The sequence below is a fragment of the Enterococcus sp. AZ050 genome, assembly GCF_051715085.1.
Lineage (GTDB): Bacteria > Bacillota > Bacilli > Lactobacillales > Enterococcaceae > Enterococcus > Enterococcus faecalis.
In genome coordinates, this window is record NZ_JBIOTC010000001.1 from 2,499,614 (window position 1) to 2,518,117 (window position 18,504).

Annotated in this window: 18 protein-coding genes and 1 pseudogene; 15 read left to right on the top strand and 4 right to left on the bottom strand. The window is 36.7% G+C overall.

Annotated features, from left to right (window positions below; all coding sequences use genetic code 11):
* Nucleotides 1–8: 8 nt before the first annotated feature.
* The 3 genes from IGJ04_RS12110 (at nucleotide 9) to IGJ04_RS12120 (ending at nucleotide 1,463) form a co-directional block, all read left to right on the top strand.
* Nucleotides 9–368: a DUF1304 domain-containing protein gene (locus IGJ04_RS12110; RefSeq protein WP_002370721.1), complete on the top strand. Its 360-nt coding sequence runs from the start codon at nucleotides 9–11 to the stop codon at nucleotides 366–368.
* Nucleotides 369–435: 67 nt separating this feature from the next.
* Nucleotides 436–930, top strand: a complete 495-nt coding sequence (locus IGJ04_RS12115; RefSeq protein ID WP_002368164.1) for a GNAT family N-acetyltransferase — start codon at nucleotides 436–438, stop codon at nucleotides 928–930.
* 17 nt (nucleotides 931–947) lie between these two features.
* Nucleotides 948–1,463: a GrpB family protein gene (locus IGJ04_RS12120; protein WP_002361365.1), complete on the top strand. Its 516-nt coding sequence runs from the start codon at nucleotides 948–950 to the stop codon at nucleotides 1,461–1,463.
* Between the two features lie 15 nt (nucleotides 1,464–1,478).
* Here the strand turns inward: IGJ04_RS12120 and IGJ04_RS12125 are convergent, their stop codons facing one another.
* Complete coding sequence (locus tag IGJ04_RS12125) at nucleotides 1,479–2,654, bottom strand: SulP family inorganic anion transporter (RefSeq protein ID WP_252654206.1); 1,176 nt, start codon at nucleotides 2,652–2,654, stop codon at nucleotides 1,479–1,481.
* A 229-nt stretch (nucleotides 2,655–2,883) separates the two neighbouring features.
* Entirely contained in the window at nucleotides 2,884–3,912 is a 1,029-nt protein-coding gene (locus IGJ04_RS12130; protein WP_438840246.1) for a YeiH family protein, read from the bottom strand.
* A 112-nt stretch (nucleotides 3,913–4,024) separates the two neighbouring features.
* On the opposite strand from IGJ04_RS12130, the gene IGJ04_RS12135 reads away from it, so the two are divergent.
* From IGJ04_RS12135 to IGJ04_RS12175, 9 genes and pseudogenes are all read left to right on the top strand, one after another.
* Entirely contained in the window at nucleotides 4,025–4,855 is an 831-nt protein-coding gene (locus IGJ04_RS12135; RefSeq protein ID WP_438840247.1) for a LysR substrate-binding domain-containing protein, read from the top strand.
* 64 nt (nucleotides 4,856–4,919) lie between these two features.
* Nucleotides 4,920–5,791: pseudogene (locus IGJ04_RS12140) on the top strand (VOC family protein).
* Nucleotides 5,792–6,063: 272 nt separating this feature from the next.
* Nucleotides 6,064–6,288 (top strand): hypothetical protein, encoded by a 225-nt coding sequence (locus tag IGJ04_RS12145; protein ID WP_002355808.1) that lies wholly within the window; start codon nucleotides 6,064–6,066, stop codon nucleotides 6,286–6,288.
* Nucleotides 6,289–6,376: 88 nt separating this feature from the next.
* Entirely contained in the window at nucleotides 6,377–7,051 is a 675-nt protein-coding gene (gene sapR, locus IGJ04_RS12150; protein ID WP_002355809.1) for a two-component system response regulator SapR, read from the top strand.
* Between the two features lie 13 nt (nucleotides 7,052–7,064).
* Nucleotides 7,065–8,090: a two-component system sensor histidine kinase SapS gene (sapS, locus tag IGJ04_RS12155; protein WP_002358842.1), complete on the top strand. Its 1,026-nt coding sequence runs from the start codon at nucleotides 7,065–7,067 to the stop codon at nucleotides 8,088–8,090.
* Nucleotides 8,091–8,237: 147 nt separating this feature from the next.
* Complete coding sequence (locus tag IGJ04_RS12160) at nucleotides 8,238–9,101, top strand: GRP family sugar transporter (RefSeq protein ID WP_002355811.1); 864 nt, start codon at nucleotides 8,238–8,240, stop codon at nucleotides 9,099–9,101.
* Between the two features lie 40 nt (nucleotides 9,102–9,141).
* Nucleotides 9,142–10,533, top strand: coding sequence for an amino acid permease (locus IGJ04_RS12165; protein WP_438840248.1), 1,392 nt, complete (start codon nucleotides 9,142–9,144; stop codon nucleotides 10,531–10,533).
* Nucleotides 10,534–10,720: 187 nt separating this feature from the next.
* The gene (metG, locus tag IGJ04_RS12170; RefSeq protein ID WP_002355813.1) at nucleotides 10,721–12,730 is read left to right on the top strand and encodes a methionine--tRNA ligase; all 2,010 of its coding nucleotides are present in this window, start codon (nucleotides 10,721–10,723) and stop codon (nucleotides 12,728–12,730) included.
* 99 nt (nucleotides 12,731–12,829) lie between these two features.
* A complete protein-coding gene (locus tag IGJ04_RS12175; protein WP_002361374.1) occupies nucleotides 12,830–13,105 on the top strand; it encodes a hypothetical protein in 276 nt (91 codons plus the stop codon).
* Between the two features lie 58 nt (nucleotides 13,106–13,163).
* Here the strand turns inward: IGJ04_RS12175 and IGJ04_RS12180 are convergent, their stop codons facing one another.
* The gene (locus IGJ04_RS12180; protein ID WP_438840249.1) at nucleotides 13,164–13,769 is read right to left on the bottom strand and encodes a hypothetical protein; all 606 of its coding nucleotides are present in this window, start codon (nucleotides 13,767–13,769) and stop codon (nucleotides 13,164–13,166) included.
* Between the two features lie 120 nt (nucleotides 13,770–13,889).
* A complete protein-coding gene (locus IGJ04_RS12185) occupies nucleotides 13,890–16,112 on the bottom strand; it encodes a HelD family protein (protein ID WP_438840250.1) in 2,223 nt (740 codons plus the stop codon).
* A gap of 134 nt (nucleotides 16,113–16,246) precedes the next feature.
* On the opposite strand from IGJ04_RS12185, the gene IGJ04_RS12190 reads away from it, so the two are divergent.
* From IGJ04_RS12190 to rsmA, 3 genes are read left to right on the top strand one after another with little or no spacing between them, the layout of a single operon-like run.
* On the top strand, nucleotides 16,247–17,017 hold the full coding sequence (locus IGJ04_RS12190; protein ID WP_010828624.1) for a TatD family hydrolase: 771 nt from the start codon (nucleotides 16,247–16,249) through the stop codon (nucleotides 17,015–17,017).
* The gene (gene rnmV, locus IGJ04_RS12195; protein WP_002358848.1) at nucleotides 17,014–17,598 is read left to right on the top strand and encodes a ribonuclease M5; all 585 of its coding nucleotides are present in this window, start codon (nucleotides 17,014–17,016) and stop codon (nucleotides 17,596–17,598) included. The genes IGJ04_RS12190 and rnmV overlap by 4 nt, the downstream gene beginning before the upstream one ends.
* Nucleotides 17,599–17,616: 18 nt before the next feature.
* Nucleotides 17,617–18,504, top strand: coding sequence for a 16S rRNA (adenine(1518)-N(6)/adenine(1519)-N(6))-dimethyltransferase RsmA (gene rsmA / locus IGJ04_RS12200; RefSeq protein ID WP_002358849.1), 888 nt, complete (start codon nucleotides 17,617–17,619; stop codon nucleotides 18,502–18,504).

The window sequence follows — 18,504 nt, forward strand, 5'->3', positions numbered from 1 at the left end:
GGGAGCAGATGACATTAATTTCAACAATTTTAGTAACCTTGGTGGCTGTAGAATTTTTCTACATTATGTATTTAGAAACGATTGTACCAACATCTGAGACAACAAGCCGTGTTTTTAAAATGGATAAGCAAGAGTTACAAAGAAAATCAGTGACTACATTGTTTAAAAATCAAGGAATCTATAATGGACTAATCGGTGCAGGACTTATTTATAGTGTCTATTTTGCGCAAGCAACGATGGAAATGACAAAATTTTTATTGATTTATATTATTTTAGTGGCGGCGTACGGTAGCTTAACTAGTGATAAAAAAATCATTTTAACACAAGGCGGTTTAGCTATCGTGGCTTTGCTTAGTTTACTTGTTTAGCCATCAGAGTTAATAGAGAGAGACAGTCAAATCGACAGAAAAAACACGGTTGATTTGACTATTTTTTATGGAATTGAGAGAGACAAAATGTGGTATACTTTGTTTATTAGATAGGGAGGAATTAAAAATGCTGAACCAAAAAGAAGTAAAAAAAACCGATTATCCTCAATTAATTTCTCTATGGCGTTCTTCAGTAGAAGCTACCCATTTGTTTTTGAGTCAGGCAGATATTGATAAAATCGAAGTGGTTTTACCTGATTATTTTCAACAAGTTCAATTAAGTATGTGGTTAAATGAAGAACAGAAATGCGTGGGGTTTAGTGGAACAAACCAACAAACTTTGGAAATGTTATTTATTGACCCAGTCTATTTTCGTAAAGGCTATGGTGGAGAAATTATCAAAAAGTTAATAGAGCAAGAATCAATTGTCTTTGTTGATGCTAATAAACAAAATGAAGGGGCAGTGAAGTTCTATCAATCTCAAGGGTTTCAAGTAATTGGTGAATCAAAGGAAGATCCTCAAGGAAATCCGTTTCCTATTTTACATATGAAACGGATATAGAAAAGAGGGAAGAAATCATGCGGGTAATCGTTACTGAATACCAACCAGCCTGGGTGGAACAGTTTGAAGAAGAAGCCCAAGCGTTGAAACAGATTCTAAAGGAAAATTGTCTTAAAGTTGAACATATCGGTAGCACATCTGTGCCTAATTTAGCAGCCAAACCAATTATTGATTTTTTGGTCATTGTTGAAGAAATTGAAAAAGTAGACCTGTTACAAGGGGAATTTGAAAGAATCGGTTATGAATATATGGGGGAATTTGGGCTATCAGGACGTCGTTATTTACGAAAAGGCCCGATAAAAAGAACACATCATGTGCATATTTATCAGTTTGACAATACGCAAGAAATTTTGCGCCATCTTGCTTTTCGAAATTATTTACGAGAAAATCCGGCAATTGCTACAACCTATGGTACATTAAAAAAGCAATTGGCCCAAGCACACCCCGATAGCATTGATAAATATATGGATGGCAAAGATGCGTTCATTAAGAAAATAGAAAAAGAAGCGTTGAAGAAATATTGGGAAAAATAAAAAAAGTTGCTAAAGCTAGCAACTTTTTTTTGGTTCTTTTTTGAAAAAATGATAAAGAAGACCACTTAAAAGAACACCTAGAATAATTCCAATAGCTAAATTATGCGTATAGACGATCACACCCACTGTCACGAGTAAAATAACAATTTCAGTAACTTCAAAAGTTCGGAAAAGCTGCAAACTTTCCCAATCAAAGGTGTCGACTGCCACTGTCATCATGATCCCAATCAATGCAGCTGTAGGAATGGCTACCATCACAGAGTTAAAAACAAAAATGAATAGAAGGAGGGTAATACCTGAAATCAAAGTAGAAAGCCGTTTTCGTCCCCCTGATTTAACATTAATGACCGCTTGCCCGATCATCGCACAGCCAGCTTGGCCACCAAAAAATCCGGTAATTATATTAGCGAATCCTTGCGCCTTAACTTCTCGTTGGCTATCACTTTGGCTCGCTGTCATTTTGTCCACAATGGGGATCGTCAATAAAGATTCAATTAACCCGACCATTGCTAAGGCAACAGAGCTAGGTAAAATAATCCACAACGTTTCTAAGTTGACGGGTACATTAGGCCAACGGATCGCTGGATGAAACTGACTCATTTCACCAAGATCACCTACCGTTTGCAAATGACCTTTTAAAAAATAGGACAGGATAGTCATGAATAAAATAACAATTAAAGCAGGAGGCACAATTGTAATAAACTTAGGTAATAGATAAATAAGTAAGATACTACAGATAATCATGCCGTAGGACCACAGTGTTTGATGAGGCAATTGTTGTACTTGCGCCATGAAAATTAAAATGGCTAACGCATTGACGAATCCGTACATCACTGTCTTGGGAATAAAGCGCATTAATTTATGGATACCTAAATAACCTAAAATAAATTGTAGAAAGCCTGTTAAAATAGTCGCAGCAAGCATGTATGACAAACCATGTGCTTGAATTAAGCCTGCAAGGACTAAGGCCATTGAGCCAGCAGACGCCGAAACCATTGCCGGACGGCCGCCCGTAAAAGTAATCACAAGTAAAGTAACAGCTGAAGCAAACACTGCAGAAAGCGGGTGAACACCAGCAATAATCGCAAACCCGATTACTTCTGGTAAAATGGCGACAGAAGAAACGAGACCGGCAAAGAGATCATTTCGTTCATTGCCTAACCATTCGCTTTTTTTAATACTAAATAACATCGAAAAACTCCTTTAAGTTAATAAAACCTTATTCATAATAGCATGAATAAGCTGAAATGAGCGTGGGACAAAAATCACTTTGGATTTTTGCTCCACGCTCAAAAACTGATAAACGGCGGGAACAAAAGCAACTCCTTCGGAAATAAGCCGGAATTCTCCAAAAATTACAGAACAATTTTCGGAAATTCCTTCTTATTTCTCGGAGTTAAACGCTTCTGTCCCGACCTCATTAGAACTGTAGCAGTGCCAACAACAAAATGGCTAGGACGACTTGAACAGTTCCTACTGATAAACCATAGATTAAGAAACGTTTGCCTTCTTGGAAAAACTTTTTAAAATCGAGTCGTAACCCGATTGCTGCCAAGGCAGTAATTTCAAACCAAGAACTAAAGAAATGAGCAGTATCACTGATCACGACGGGGAAATGAATCAAACTATTAAAGACACAGGCAATGAAAAAGCCAACTACATACCAAGGTAGGGCGCTACTTTTTTTGGTGACTTCTACCAACTCAGCCTCTGATTCTGCCGTCTTACTTTGCTTGAAACGTCCAAATAAATAGACAACTGCTACGAGTAGGACAATCCGCATAATTTTAAAGAGCATCGCAAGTTGAACTGCGTTCTCATTGACCATATTGGCACTGGCGACAACCTGACCAACTGATTGTAAAGTCCCTCCGATTAGTGCGCTACGAGCCAACAAATTGGTACCATAGATAATCCCACTTAAAATGGGTAAGGTCAACATTAAAACGGTTCCTAATAAGTTTACTAAAGTAATGATTTGGCCTTTTTCTTCCTCATCTGCTTGAATTGCTGGAGCAATCGAAGCAATGGCAGAGGATCCACAAACGGCATTACCACCAGCCATCAATAAAGACATATTATCAGAAAAAGCCAGTTTTTTACCGATCAAATAGGCAAAAATAATGGTCAGCGACATTTGAATGAGAATAAATGCGACACCTTGTAAGCCAATTTGGGCAATCGTTTGAAAGGTCACGGTGGTTCCCAATAAAACAACAGAAAATTCTAGTAATTTACTTTCGGCTACTTTGGTTCCGCGATTTAAATTGGCACCGCGAACAAAGGTATTTCCCAAAAAGATTCCTAGTAAAATAGCTATCGTTGCGGCGCCTAAGCTAGGTAACCAGATGGCAAGAAACTTGCTAAGGCAGGCGACAAGGAAAGCTGTTAGCAAGCCGGGAAGAATTTGGAATAAAGATTGGATATAATCATTTTCTGAATTTCTCATTGAAAAAATCTCTCTTTCTTGTTCATTACTTCCAGTATAACGAAATTTTTTACATTTGAGAAATAAATAGTTAAAATAATATTTATAATAGAAAGTTATCGAAAGGATGCCTATGTTTAAATTATTAAAGACTTTTCAAATTGTGTATGAGCAAATGAACTTTTCCAAAGCAGCTACCTGCCTATATATCTCACAACCAGCCGTTTTTAATCAAATCAAACAATTAGAAGAAGAATTAGGCTGTTCATTGTTTTTAAGAAATGGTCGACAAGATGTAGTCCCTACTAGGCAAGCGGAAGTCTTGTATAATCGTTTGCTAAATTTAGCTGATGATTGGCAAGAAACATTAACAGCTCTTCATCAGGCGAGATTACCTAAAGAAACTTGCCGAATTGCTGCGTCTAATACTTTTGCAGTTTATTATTTGCCGCAACTGATGCAGCATTTACAGACACAGTATGCAACGATCAATTTTGTTTTAGAAATGAACAATTCAGAAGAAGTAGTGGAAAAAGTTGAAAAACATCAAGTTGATTTTGGCTTTATCGAAAAACCATTAATTACGAAAGGCGCCTCTCGTGAAGAAATTATTCAGGATCAATTGGTTTTAGCTGGGGACCCTGCCAATCAGAATTGGTTGGTACGTGAAAAGGATTCTGGGGTCTTTCATTATACCCAACAGTATTTAGAAGAAAGTAATCAAAGCCCAACACTCATGACGGTTAAAAATAATGAAATGATTGTTAAAATGTTGGAATTGGGCATGGGGCAATCGTTGCTTTCAAGAAAGGCGATTACTGAAAAAATCCCCTTCCAAACGTTAGGTGAAAAGTATTGGCGTTCCTTTTATTTTTTGACACGGGGACATTTAAAATCCTCCTTGCTTCAAGAAGTAAAACAAGCAATTTATCGATTCTATCAGAAGGAAATGAATAAATACTAAAACGTTCTCTTTGTTTATTTATCAATCTTTGACTACACTAAAGAAAACGAAGGAGGGAACCACAATGCCTAAATTTTCACCATGTTTATGGTTTGACACACAAGCGGAAGAAGCTGCTAACTTCTATACAACAATCTTTGAAAAAGGTGCGATTCTAAGTAAAACGAACTACGTTAATGAGGAGCATCAACCTCAAGGAACATCATTAATGACCATTGAATTTACCTTGGCGAACCAAACAATCATTGGTTTAAATGGCGGACCAGAATTTTCCTTTACGCCAGCTAGTTCATTTTTTGTTGAATGTAAAACATTATCACAAACAGAAACGTTGTGGAAAAATTTAACAGCAGATGGACAGATATTGATGCCTTTTGGGGAATATCCTTTTAGTCCTTTATATGGTTGGGTAGTGGACAAATTTGGTGTCTCTTGGCAAGTGTCTTTTTCAGGAAAAGAACAAACAATTGTACCAACCTTTATGTTTGCTAATGAAAAATATGGCGAAGCAGCCAAAGCTCTATCAGAATGGTTGGCGATTTTCGGTCCAGGCGAAATAATTGAAAAAGTTGAATATGAAGATGGGAACATTGCGCAAGCACTTTTCACATTACAGGAGCAACCGTTTCGAGTAATGGATGCACGAGATAAACATGATTTTGATTTTACCATGGCCTTCTCCATTTATATTGATTGTGAAAATCAGGAGGAAATAGATCGGCTATGGCAACAAGTGACTGCTAAAGGGAAAGAATGGCCGTGTGGCTGGATGGAAGATCAATTTGGGGTCAGTTGGCAAACAGGCAATCCTGAACTGAAACGTTATTTATCTGACTCAAATCCAGCTAGAGCAAATGAAGTGACCAAAAAATTGTACCAAATGAAAAAATAGATTTAAACCAGTTAAAAGAAGTGTATGACAAATATAATCATTAGAAAAACTGAGGTTGTCTGATCCACTACACTTTGGTACGTTGGTATCAATTCCAATACATGGAACATACTAGAGTTGAAGGACTTGTCTTTTAAGGATCAAGACCTTCAACTCTTAAAAAAGGCTCGATTCTTGCGAGTTCCAAAGAAGCCACTTCTATTATGTTGTTTACTTAATGGTTAGGACTCTGCCGATTTTTTTATAAGATTATGCTATAATTAAGAGTAGCAATTATTGAAGGAAAAATGAAAAGTCCAAAATAGGAAGTGGTAAAATGATTGAGTTAATTGTGTTGTTAACAGTTTTTACTTATGGAACGAACTTTGTTTTATATCTTATTTTGAAAAATAAAAAGTCCATGCCAATTGTCGAAAAAGCTTCTATTGTATTAGGAATTAATATGTCTGTGTTATTATTAGATGGTATTTTTGCTTTCGTTGGCAAATTCATCATGTTATCAGAATGGGAATTATTAGCGCCTATTTTTGAAATAGTGTAAAAATCATCATAAAGTCCTATATCCAAAAAGAATGAAGTTTGTTAGGATAAGAAAGATGAAAATTTAGAAATAAAAGAGGTGGGATTGCATGGCTAAAATCATGATTGTCGAAGATGAAACAACCATTCGAGAATTAATTAGCGAGGAATTACAAAAATGGCAATTTGAAACGATTGGAACAACCGATTTTAATGATGTATTGGATGATTTTCAAGAGGAGAATCCTCAATTAGTCTTGATGGATATTAATTTACCTGTGTACGACGGGTACTATTGGTGTCAAAAAATTCGTGAAGTTTCTAAAGTACCAATTATTTTTATTTCGAGTCGTAGTACCAATATGGATATGATTATGGCGATGAACATGGGCGCGGATGATTTTGTTACAAAACCGTTCCAGATAGATGTTTTAATTGCTAAAATCAATGCTTTGTTGCGCCGCTCTTATAACTATTCCGATACGGATAGTGAAGTGCTTTCACATAATGGCATTACTTTAAATGTGGACAATGGACGAATGGAAATCAAAGGCGAAATGATCGATTTAAGTAAAAATGAATACCGATTACTGTATCTTTTAATGAAAAAGCACGGAAAAATTTTAACACGTGAAAAACTATTGCGCGCTTTATGGGACGATGAACGTTTTGTGGATGACAATACGTTGACGGTAAATATCAATCGTTTACGAAAAAAAATTGAGCAAGCAGGGATTGCTGGCTATATTGAAACCAAAGTGGGCGTCGGTTATATGGTGCCCTAGATAGGAGTAGACAATGACCATTCTAAAGTATTTAAAAGATCGCTGGTTATTACTAATTGGTTGGTTATTTTTTCTGTTCTTAACTTGTTTTATTTTATGGTTGGCTCCTAATGTCCGCTTAGATTGGACAGTGGTTGGCTATATCTTTTTACTGCAAAGTGTTTTTTTATCGCTATTTTTAACAATTGATTATTATTTAAAACGTAAGTGGTGGCTTTCGTTGGCAACGGAAAAAGAGCCGCCTTCTTTACAAGAATATTTGAATACAGCAGAAAAAGAAGAAGAACTACTTGTCCAAACGTATATTAACGGTTTATTGCAAGAGCACCAACAAACCATGCAGCAAGCAATTAACAACCAACAGGACCAAAAAGATTACATTGACTCTTGGGTTCATGAAATCAAAGTCCCCCTAGCGGCTATCACGTTACTGGTACAATCTGTCGAAGATGATATTCCAGAGAAAAAATATTATCTATTGGAAAATGAGTTAGGGAAAATTGATGAATATGTCGAGCAAGTCCTATATTATGCTAGATTGGACAGCTTTTCTCGAGATTATTTACTTCAAGAATATTCTTTAAAAGAAATTGTGCAATCTGTTGTTCGTACGCAAGCAAATTATTTTATCCAAAAAAGATTGCAATTCTCAATTGAAGGAGAAGATGAAGCGGTTTTAACCGACCGAAAATGGGTCATTTTTATTTTCCGCCAATTATTAAGTAATGCAGTCAAGTATACGCCAGAAGGCGGCACGATTACGGTTCTAATTTCCAAAAATAAACAAGGTATTTATTTATCTTTAAAAGATTCTGGGATTGGCATTCCGATGCAAGATCAACGACGCATTTTCGATAAAGGATTTACTGGTGAAAACGGGCGAAAAAGCGAACAGCATTCGACTGGTCTTGGTCTGTATTTGGCTCATAGCTTAGCGAAAAAGTTAGGTCATGATTTAACAGTCGAATCGACAGAAGGGCAAGGTACGACGATGACATTGTTTTTCCCTTCCCTCAGTTATTATAATGAAGTGAAATAAAAAGTAGGTCTATCAGCAAATTAAAGAGGTGATAGGCCTTTTTTTATTTATTAAAACTTTCTTGCTAACTTCTCTTACTCTTCTTAGTTGTTTAGAAAACGTTTTTATTGTTAGAATGAAATGAAATAAATTTGTTAGGAGAATATTATGAGTTTACTTATCGCTTTAGTGCCCATGATTGCGTGGGGCAGTATTGGTTTAGTCAGCGGTAAAATTGGTGGAAGCGCCAATCAACAAACGTTAGGTATGACAATCGGCGCATTACTATTTTCAATTGTTGTCTTTTTTGTCATCCAGCCTACGTTGACGACAGCCACATTAATTGTTGGATTTATATCTGGTTTATTCTGGAGTTTGGGACAGAATCAACAATTTCATAGCATGAAATATATGGGCGTTTCAGTTGGCTTACCAATTTCAACTGGGATGCAGTTAGTTGTTAATACCGTTGCAGGGGCTGTTTTTTTCCATGAATGGACAAAAACAAAAGACTTTGTTGTGGGCTTTATCGCTTTAGCATTTTTAGTTTTTGGGGTGTATTTAACAGCTCGACAAGATGATGATAGTCAACCGAAAACCTCAAACAGTATGTTAGATTTTAATAAAGGGATTCGGGCCTTGATTTTCTCAACAGTTGGGTATGGTGTCTATACCATCATTATTAATGCCACTGGTTTAGATCCGTGGGGAATTATTTTGCCACAAAGTATTGGTATGTTAGTGGGGGCTAGTTTCTTTGCCTTCAAAAAAGTCAAAGTTGATCGTTTTGTTTGGATGAATATGACGACGGGTCTGCTTTGGGGCTTAGGAAATATTTGTATGTTATTAACCATGCGTGAAATTGGCTTAGCTATTAGCTTCTCTTTATCACAAATGGGGATTATTATTTCGACTCTTGGGGGCATCTTCCTTTTAGGCGAAAGAAAATCAAAAAAAGAAATGTTTTATGTTATTTTTGGTTGCATTTTTGTTATTCTAGGTGGTATTCTTTTAGGGTATATGAAAGCGTAAATAGTTTATTTACGCTTATTTTTTTTACGGGGGTAAACACATGTCTATTTTCAGAAAAAAAGAAATCACTGTGACTGTCAATGACAGTGGTGGGATGAAAAAAAATCTTAAGACGATGGACTTAATTTTTCTAGGAATTGGGGCTGTAGTAGGAACAGGGATTTTTGTTGTGACAGGTGTCGCAGCGGAACGCTATGCAGGTCCAGGGCTCGTCTTATCATTTCTGGTAGCAGCAGCCGCGATTATTTTATCTGGTTTATGCTATGCAGAATTTGCATCACGTATTCCGGTCATTGGTGGGCCGTATGCCTACATGTATGTGGTCTTTGGAGAAATTGTGGCTTGGATGACTGGTTGGATGATTATTTGTGAGTTTTTCTTGGCGGTTTCATCCGTTGCTTCAGGTTGGTCAGGCTATGTTCATGGCTTTTTGGATAGCTTAGGTTTTTCTTTACCGCAAGCGTTAAGTGGCGCTTATAATCCAACAAATGGTACATATATTGATTTGATTGCCATGTTGGTCGTTGTAGCCGTAACTTTTTGGGTATCTTTAGAAGCGAAAACAGCGTTACGTTTAAATAACTTAATGGTTTTCGTGAAGTTTGGGATTATTTTATTATTTGTTCTCGTGGGAATCTTTTATGTGAAACCAACGAACTGGCAACCATTTATTCCTTATGGTTTTTCAGGCGTTTTCAGTGGTGCTGCTTTAGTTTTCTTTGCCTTTCTAGGGTTTGATGCGGTCAGCATGGCCGCGGAGGAAGTGAAGAATCCGAAAAAAGATATTCCAAAAGGGATTATTGGTTCCATTATTATTTCAACATTGTTATATATTGTTGTTACGTTAGTTTTAACTGGAATTGTTCCATTTACGGATTTAGGGGTCAAGGATCCGGTGGCTTTTGCGATGCGTTTCATTAATCATGGCGCAATTGCGACAATCATTTCAGTTGGTGCTATTTTAACCTTATTAACAGTGACGATTGCGATGATGTACAGTTTAGCCCGTGTGATTTATGCGATTAGTAAAGATGGATTATTGCCGCAGTTTATGAGCAAAATCGATGAGAAACGGCACACACCTAAGAATGCAACCTATGTAGCTGGATTTTTAGCAATGGTTTTTGCTGGTGTTGTTCCAATGGAGATGTTGGCTGAACTTACAAATATCGTGACACTCTTTTATCTGATGTTTCTCGCTTTAGGAATTATCAAATTACGGACAATGAAAGGAGAACCGCAAGCAGGTGAATTTAAAGTACCACTTGTGCCGGTTCTACCATTAATTTCAATCGTGGTTTGCGCGGCTCTAATGTTCCAATTGTCTTTAGCTACTTGGCAAGTATTTGGCGTAGCCGTAGTGATTGGTTTGGCTATTTATTTCTTTTATGGACGACACCATAGTATCGTTCGTTTCGAGACAAAAGAATAAAAATGAACGAAAAAAGAGAGGAATACTTGTCAAATAGACAGGTGTTTCTCTCTTTTCTTTCTGGCATTTTCTTCATTTTCAAGAGAAAACCGACAAGAAATATAGTTTAATAATGTCTAATTATGGTATACTGTTTAGGAGTAAATCCTGAGGGTTTAGGAAAATGACTAAAGGAGGTTTTTTCTGTATGTCACAGAAAGAAACATTTTATATTACCACCCCAATTTATTACCCAAGTGGGAAGTTACATATTGGGAATTCATATACAACAATCGCCTGCGATGCTATGGCCCGTTACAAGCGTTTAATGGGTTTTGATGTATTTTATTTAACAGGTGTGGATGAACATGGCCAAAAAATTGAAAAAAAAGCTGCTGAGTTGAATGTGACACCAAAAGAGTACGTTGATAAAATGGCAGCAGATGTTCAAAAATTATGGAAAACATTAGATATCAGCTATGATAAATTTATTCGGACAACGGATGATTATCACATGGCAGCCGTGCAACAAATTTTTGATCGTTTAGTAGAACAAGGAGATATCTACCTTGGAGAATATGAAGGTTGGTATTCAGTTTCTGATGAAGAATTTTTCACTGAAACACAATTAGCTGAAGTATATCGTGACGATGAAGGCAATGTCATTGGTGGGAAAGCACCAAGTGGTCACGAAGTCGAATTAGTTAAAGAAGAATCCTATTTCTTCCGCATGAGTAAATATGCGGATCGCTTGGTACAATATTACGAAGAACATCCAGAATTTATTCAACCAGAATCTCGTAAAAATGAGATGCTAAATAACTTCATCAAACCAGGATTGGAAGATTTAGCCGTTTCAAGAACGACTTTCTCTTGGGGAATTCCATTAAAAAATGATCCAAAACATGTGGTTTACGTATGGATTGATGCGTTATCAAACTATATTACAGCACTAGGTTATGGTTCAGAAGATGATTCATTATTCCAAAAATATTGGCCTGCGAACGTGCAAATGGTTGGGAAAGAAATCGTGCGTTTCCATACGATTTATTGGCCAATTATGTTAATGGCCTTGGATTTACCATTACCGAAAAAAGTCTTTGGACATGGTTGGTTATTGATGAAAGACGGAAAAATGTCTAAATCTAAAGGAAATGTTGTTTACCCTGAAATGTTAGTAGAACGCTACGGTCTAGATGCGTTACGTTATTATTTATTACGAGCAATTCCATTTGGTAGTGATGGCGTCTTTACACCAGAAGATTTCGTTTCTCGCTTAAATTATGATTTAGCTAATGACTTAGGAAACTTGTTGAATCGAACAATTGCGATGATTAATAAATATTGTGATGGCAAAGTACCAGCCTATGCTTCAAAAGTTACCCCATTTGATAGTGAACTATCGACAACTGCGGCGAATGTTATTGGAAAATATCATGAAGCAATGGAAAAAATGGAATTTAATACGGCTATTGCAGAAATCTGGACGCTAGTTTCTCGTGCAAATAAATATATTGATGAAACAGCGCCTTGGGTATTGGCTAAAGAAGAAGAGAAACGCAACGAATTAGAAAGTGTCATGATCCATTTAGCGGAAAGCTTACGAATTGTGGCAATCTTATTGCAACCAGTCATGACAGAAACACCAGGGAAAATTTTCGAACAATTAGGCTTAGATCCAGAAACAATGAACATGGAAAATATTCATTTTGGTGAGTTCCCAACAGACGTAACAGTAACAAGTAAAGGAACACCTATTTTCCCACGTTTAGAAATTGAAACAGAAGTAACGTATATTCAAAAGAAAATGTCCCAAAGCGAAAGTGCTACAGAAGAGGATATTAAATGGAATCCAGAAGAAACAACGTTGGTTTCAACGAAAGAAAAACAAATTAAGTACGATGATTTCGATAAAGTGGAATTAAAAGTTGCCGAAGTTATTGACTGTAAAAAAGTCAAAGGAGCAGATAAATTATTGCAATTCCGTTTAGATGCTGGGGATGAAAACCATCGTCAAATTCTTTCAGGTATTGCTGAATTTTATCCAGATCCAGCTGCGCTAATTGGCAAAAAAGTAGTCATTGTGGCTAACTTAAAACCAAGAAAAATGCGTGGTCAAATTAGCCAAGGAATGATTCTTTCAGCTGAATCACCAGAAGGTAAACTTCAAATTGTTGAAGCACCAAAAGAAATGCCAAATGGTGCAGGAATCGCATAAAAGCATAAGTGGTAAAGATAAAAGGTGAATTGTAACCTTTTATCTTTACTACTTTTTTTGTATACTAGAAGAAAAGTGATTTGATGTGGGGGAAGTTTGATGGCTTATCATAAATTTAAATTTTATGAGCAACGAAAAAATGATCCTAAATGGCGTCCGTATTATTTAGAAGCTATGAGAGTAAGGGAACAAGCACGGCTAACAGTTCAACGTAGAAAAAGAAGGGCAAGAATTAGAACCTTTTTAGTGGTTGCGATACTGGTTATTTTAGTTTTTCTGTTATTGGCTCATTGGACATATTCACAAACAAATGAACTCTCTTTCTCCAGTTTTATCGACGTCCTAAAATCGAAAATCAACGAATTTTTAAATTAAAAGAATCGAAGAAAAACCTAGAAAAAATCATTTGCGATTTTTCCTAGGCTTTTCTATTTTAGAGTTTCACTTTTTTAGGTATTCGTTTTTTACCAAAACGGCCTTTCGTTAGGCGACTTGGTAAAATGATCAGTAAGAGTGAAAAAGGGACACTAATAATTTGCCACGTGAGTAAACGGCCTAAGCTATTATTTTTATAGAGCCACTCTAATATAAAATGCAGCCCTAAAATACTTAACAAAGCCAAGCCTGTCAGGAAATAAGGCGTTGATACCCGGTCGGTCGTTTTCAAGAGACTAAAACCTAAAGGAACTAGATAAAAGTAAGCACTTGTTAAAGTAATCCGCCAACTTTTCATAACGGTGCCTAAATTAATTATAAAAAAAAGTAAAGATAGAACTAAAGCGAAAGGTGGAAACAAAGCCACTAACGCCGAATAGATGGTTCCCCAGACGAGCATTAAGGGACCTTTAACAATAGCGGCAATAAGTGTAAACAAGCCAATTAGGAGTAACTGCTGTGTCAGTGAGCCAAAGGTTAGCAAGCCAAATAAAATAAGCAGTAGCCAGTGCCAAATGGTTTGGTTTTGTTGTTTTCGCTCAATAGTTACATTTTTTTGGATAGAGGTTTTAAAAAAATTTTCTAAATCAGGTGATTGTTTCACCTTCTCACGCTCCTCTCAACTTAAGAGACAACAAATGAGTAGGTCTGCTAATTAAAAAGCAGTGCCTACTCGTCTATTATAAGTGGTTTTTCTAAAAATAAAATCCGCCTTAAGTCTCAGTTACTGGGCTGCCAAGTAAGGTGTAAACCATTCAGAAAGTGTGCCGGTATAAGGTAAAACGACCCGTTTCATTCCACGAGAAATAGCAGTATACAGGATTTTTTTATCTCGTTTATTGTCGGAATAACGATTAACATTTGGGTTATGAAGAATTACATTATCAAATTCTAGACCTTTTGCCATATCAATTGATAAAACTTGCAGTGACGGATGCTCTTCCAGTGAAAGAGAAGCACTAAGTTCTTTTGTTAATTGTTCTTTTTCTGCAAATGTTTTAGTAATAATGGCGGTGCTTTCTTTCGGATCAAAAGTTGTAATGGAAGTGACGATTGCTTTAAGATAGTCAGACGCAGAGTCACAAGGAATAAATGTCGGCTTTTCTCCATCATGCCGGATGGGCACAATGGTTAATTGCTCTGGTTGAGTGCCTAATGTTTGGAAGAGTCGTGTAATTTCTTTACTTGAACGGTAACTGTTTAATAATTGATACGTTCCAACAGAACGGCTGGTTTCGTTAACCAATAAATCATGAGCTTCAGAAAATTCAATGGCTGTATTAAAAATGGCTTGATTTTCATCACCAGCTAAAGTAAAACTAGCTTTAGGGAAAAGTGTCAGCAGTAATAATAATTGGGCTTCTGTATAATCTTGGACTTCATCGACTAGGATAAAAGCCATTTGCTGGTTGGCGAGGTTTTCAATAAATGCATGTTTCACCAAAATAAGGGCCACAATTTCATCGGCTGTGAAAACAGCTGTCTCTTTTTGATACGATTTTTCAGTGAATAAAGAATAAAACGTTTCAAAAAAGGCCCATTGATCTAGCCAAGCATCATTTTTGATAGCGGCAGTGACAGAGCGATATTTTTTCTTCAAACGTTTTAAAGCAAAATCAGCCAGATGTTTTTCATTATCTTCGGTAATCACTGTGCCAAAATAACGAACTTGTTCAGCTTCTGTTAAATCTTGGAATTGATCCAACATTTTTTTAGAATGGGCTTGTTTTAATAAGTACCGTGTCCAAAGACTGGTTAACTTTTCTTTTGTGGCTGAAATTCGTTGGCGAATACTCAAGTCAGCTGGTGTTTCTTGATAAAGTTTAAAAATTGTTTCTGAAGTAAATAAGGTCTGCTTTTTAAAAGTTAAAGGACGGAAAAAATTTGGCTGCACAACCGCTTTTTCAGGATTGCTTAAAAGAAACGTTGCAAATTCTTTTGAACGAATAACGTGCTCTTGCTCCGTTGCCTCAGAGCGAGTAATGCGTTCGAAATAGTCCGTTTCTTCTTCCATTGGCCATGCTTCTTTGGTAGTGAAGCGCAAAAATTGTAAAAGAGTCAAATTCAAGGGATTTCGTTCGCCTAAATTTGGTAAAACTTGAGAAATATAATCAATAAATGTTGAATTTGGTGAAAGTAATAAAATATTATCCGCTGTAATTTCTGCTCGATGTTGATAAAGTAAATAAGCAATCCGTTGCATAATCGCAGACGTTTTCCCACTACCAGCAATCCCGTTGACTAGTAGGAGTGGCTGCGTTTCGTCACGAATTATTTGATTTTGTTCTTGTTGAATGGTTGTCGTAATGTCCTTCATATAAGGAGAAGCATCTTCTTCTAAAGAATGCAATAACACATCATCTTGAATCGCAATGGTTGTGTCAAAATAGTTGATTAATTGATCTTTTTCAATAATTAACTGTCTTTTCAAATCAAGTTGTACAGGAATGGTTTGTTGATGTGCCATGTAGGCTGTTTTCCCTAAAACATTGTCATAAAATAGCGAAGCAATCGGTGAGCGCCAATCGTGAATGCGCGTTTCTTCTTCTAAAGAAGTAAAATCGTTTACGCCAATATAAAAGTTTTCTGGCTCTTCAGGGCTGTCTTCAAAAGTCACGCCAATTTTGCCAAAATAAGGAACTTGTAATAGGCGTTTCACTTTGTCTAAATTTTTAGCCGTTGCTTCATTTTTTAAGTTCCACTGATCAATTTCACGGTTCTTCATTTCCAACATGGCAAACGTTTCTAGATTATCGGCATAACTATCAAAATTCAGCTTAGAATCGCGACCAAATTCCTCTAGCATATGTTTGCCATCTTTCATTGTGTTCGCCAATTGCTCTTCGTAAACTTTTTTAGCCGCTTGCAGCTCATGATAAACCGTTGTTAAATGCTGTTGTTCATAAATTTTTTCATCGGTCATGGAGATTCCTCCTTTTAATAACATGACTGAATAGTATACGTTACTTTTAGCATAAATGCAAGCGCTGTTTATGAGGAAATGGCGAATCTTGTCGCCTAGTCATTCAGATTTTTCAAGAAATATGATAAAGTAGAGAGGAGATAAAGGAGGCAATCATAATGATTTTTGATACACATACACATTTGAATGCAGAACAATTTAATGATGATATTCCAGAAACGATTGCACATGCCCAAGAATTGGGTGTTACAGAGATGGCCGTGGTCGGTTTTGATGAACCAACGATTGAAAAATCTCTTTTACTTAGTCAGGAATATACCAATATTTATAGTATCATTGGTTGGCATCCAACAGAAGCGGGTAGCTATACGCCAGAGGTTGAACGACGATTACAAGAACAATTAACGTTGCCAAAAATTGTCACATTAGGTGAAATCGGTCTTGATTATTACTGGATGGAGGATCCTAAAGAGGTGCAAGAAAAAGTCTTTCGCCGTCAAATTGCGATTGCTCGGGAAATGAATTTACCGTTTAGTGTGCATACGAGAGAGGCATTAGAAGATACCTATCGAATTTTAAAAGATGAAAAAGTTTCAGATATTGGTGGAATCATGCATAGTTTCAGTGGCGATGCTGAGTGGATGAAGAAATTTTTAGATTTAGGTTTGCATATTTCTTTTAGTGGAGTCGTGACGTTTAAAAAAGCGTTGGATGTTCAAGAAGCGGCGATGGCGGTACCACTAGAAAGAATGTTGGTGGAAACAGATGCACCCTATTTAGCCCCGGTTCCTTATCGTGGTAAACGGAATGAACCAGGCTATACACGATACGTAGTGGAAAAAATTGCTGAATTACGACAACTAACCTTTGAAGAAGTGGCAGAACAAACGAGAGTCAACGCTCATCGCTTGTTTCGGATAGATAAATGAAGGAAAAAATGAAAGTTGCAGAAATCATTGTCGTTGAAGGAAAAGACGACACACGCCGCATTCAAGAGGTAGTTGCAGCGGATACGATTGAAACGATTGGCTCTGCTATCAATGATGAAATTTTGACACAAATTGAACACGCACAAGAAACGAGAGGCGTGATTATTTTTACAGATCCAGACTATTCGGGCGAAAAAATTCGTAAAACAATAATGGAAGTTGTCCCTGATGCAAAGCATGCTTTTTTATCAAGAAAAGTCGCAGTGCCTAAAAAAAATGGCGGTAGCCTAGGGGTTGAACATGCTAGTGATGAAGCAATTATTGAAGCCTTAAAAAAAGTCGTAACACCTGTTCAAGCTGATGAAGACTATCAAGAAATTCCTAGACAAACACTAGTTGAATATGGTTTAATAGCGGGAGCAAATGCCAAAAAATACCGTGAATTATTAGGAGATGACCTAAGAATTGGCTATACAAATAGCAAACAGTTAGTCAAACGGTTAAGCATGTTTCGGATTACAGAAGCAGAATTGAAAGAAAGCATGACACGTATTTTAAAAGAACTTGCAAACGAAGAATAACTACATGGAGGAACAAGCGTGACGGACTATAAAGAAATTGCCACACCATCCAGAACCAAAGAAATACTAAAAAAGCATGGATTTTCATTTAAAAAGAGTTTAGGTCAAAATTTTTTGACAGAGCCTAATATTTTAAGAAAAATTGTAGAAACAGCGGGAATTAATCAGCAGACAAATGTTGTCGAAGTCGGGCCTGGAATTGGTGCATTAACAGAGCAATTAGCGATGAACGCGGCACAAGTTGTGGCTTTTGAGATTGATGATCGCTTGATTCCTGTCTTAGCGGATACCTTAAGTCGCTATGATAATGTGACAGTGGTTCATCAGGATGTTTTAAAAGCTGATTTGGTCGAGACAACCAACCAAGTTTTTCAAGAGAAGTATCCGATTAAAGTGGTAGCTAACCTACCTTACTATATTACTACGCCAATTATGATGCATTTTTTAGAATCTTCTTTAGATGTAGCCGAAATGGTTGTGATGATGCAAAAAGAGGTCGCTGATCGAATTGCTGCTAAACCAGGAACGAAAGCTTATGGCTCATTATCAATTGCTGTCCAATATTTTATGGAAGCAAGTGTCGCCTTTATTGTGCCAAAAACAGTTTTTGTGCCGCAACCCAATGTTGACTCGGCGATTATTAAATTGACGCGCCGTGCTACACCAGCGGTGACAGTGACCAATGAAAAAGAATTTTTCAAATTAACCAAAGCCAGTTTCCAATTAAGACGTAAAACATTGTGGAATAACTTAACGCATTTTTATGGGAAAGATGAACAAACGGTGGCTTGGCTAAAAGAGAGCCTAGCTGAAGCAGAAATTGATCCTTCTAGACGTGGTGAAACATTGTCTTTAGAAGAATTTGCTCGTTTAAGTAATGCTTTAGAAAAAAATAAACCAGTATAA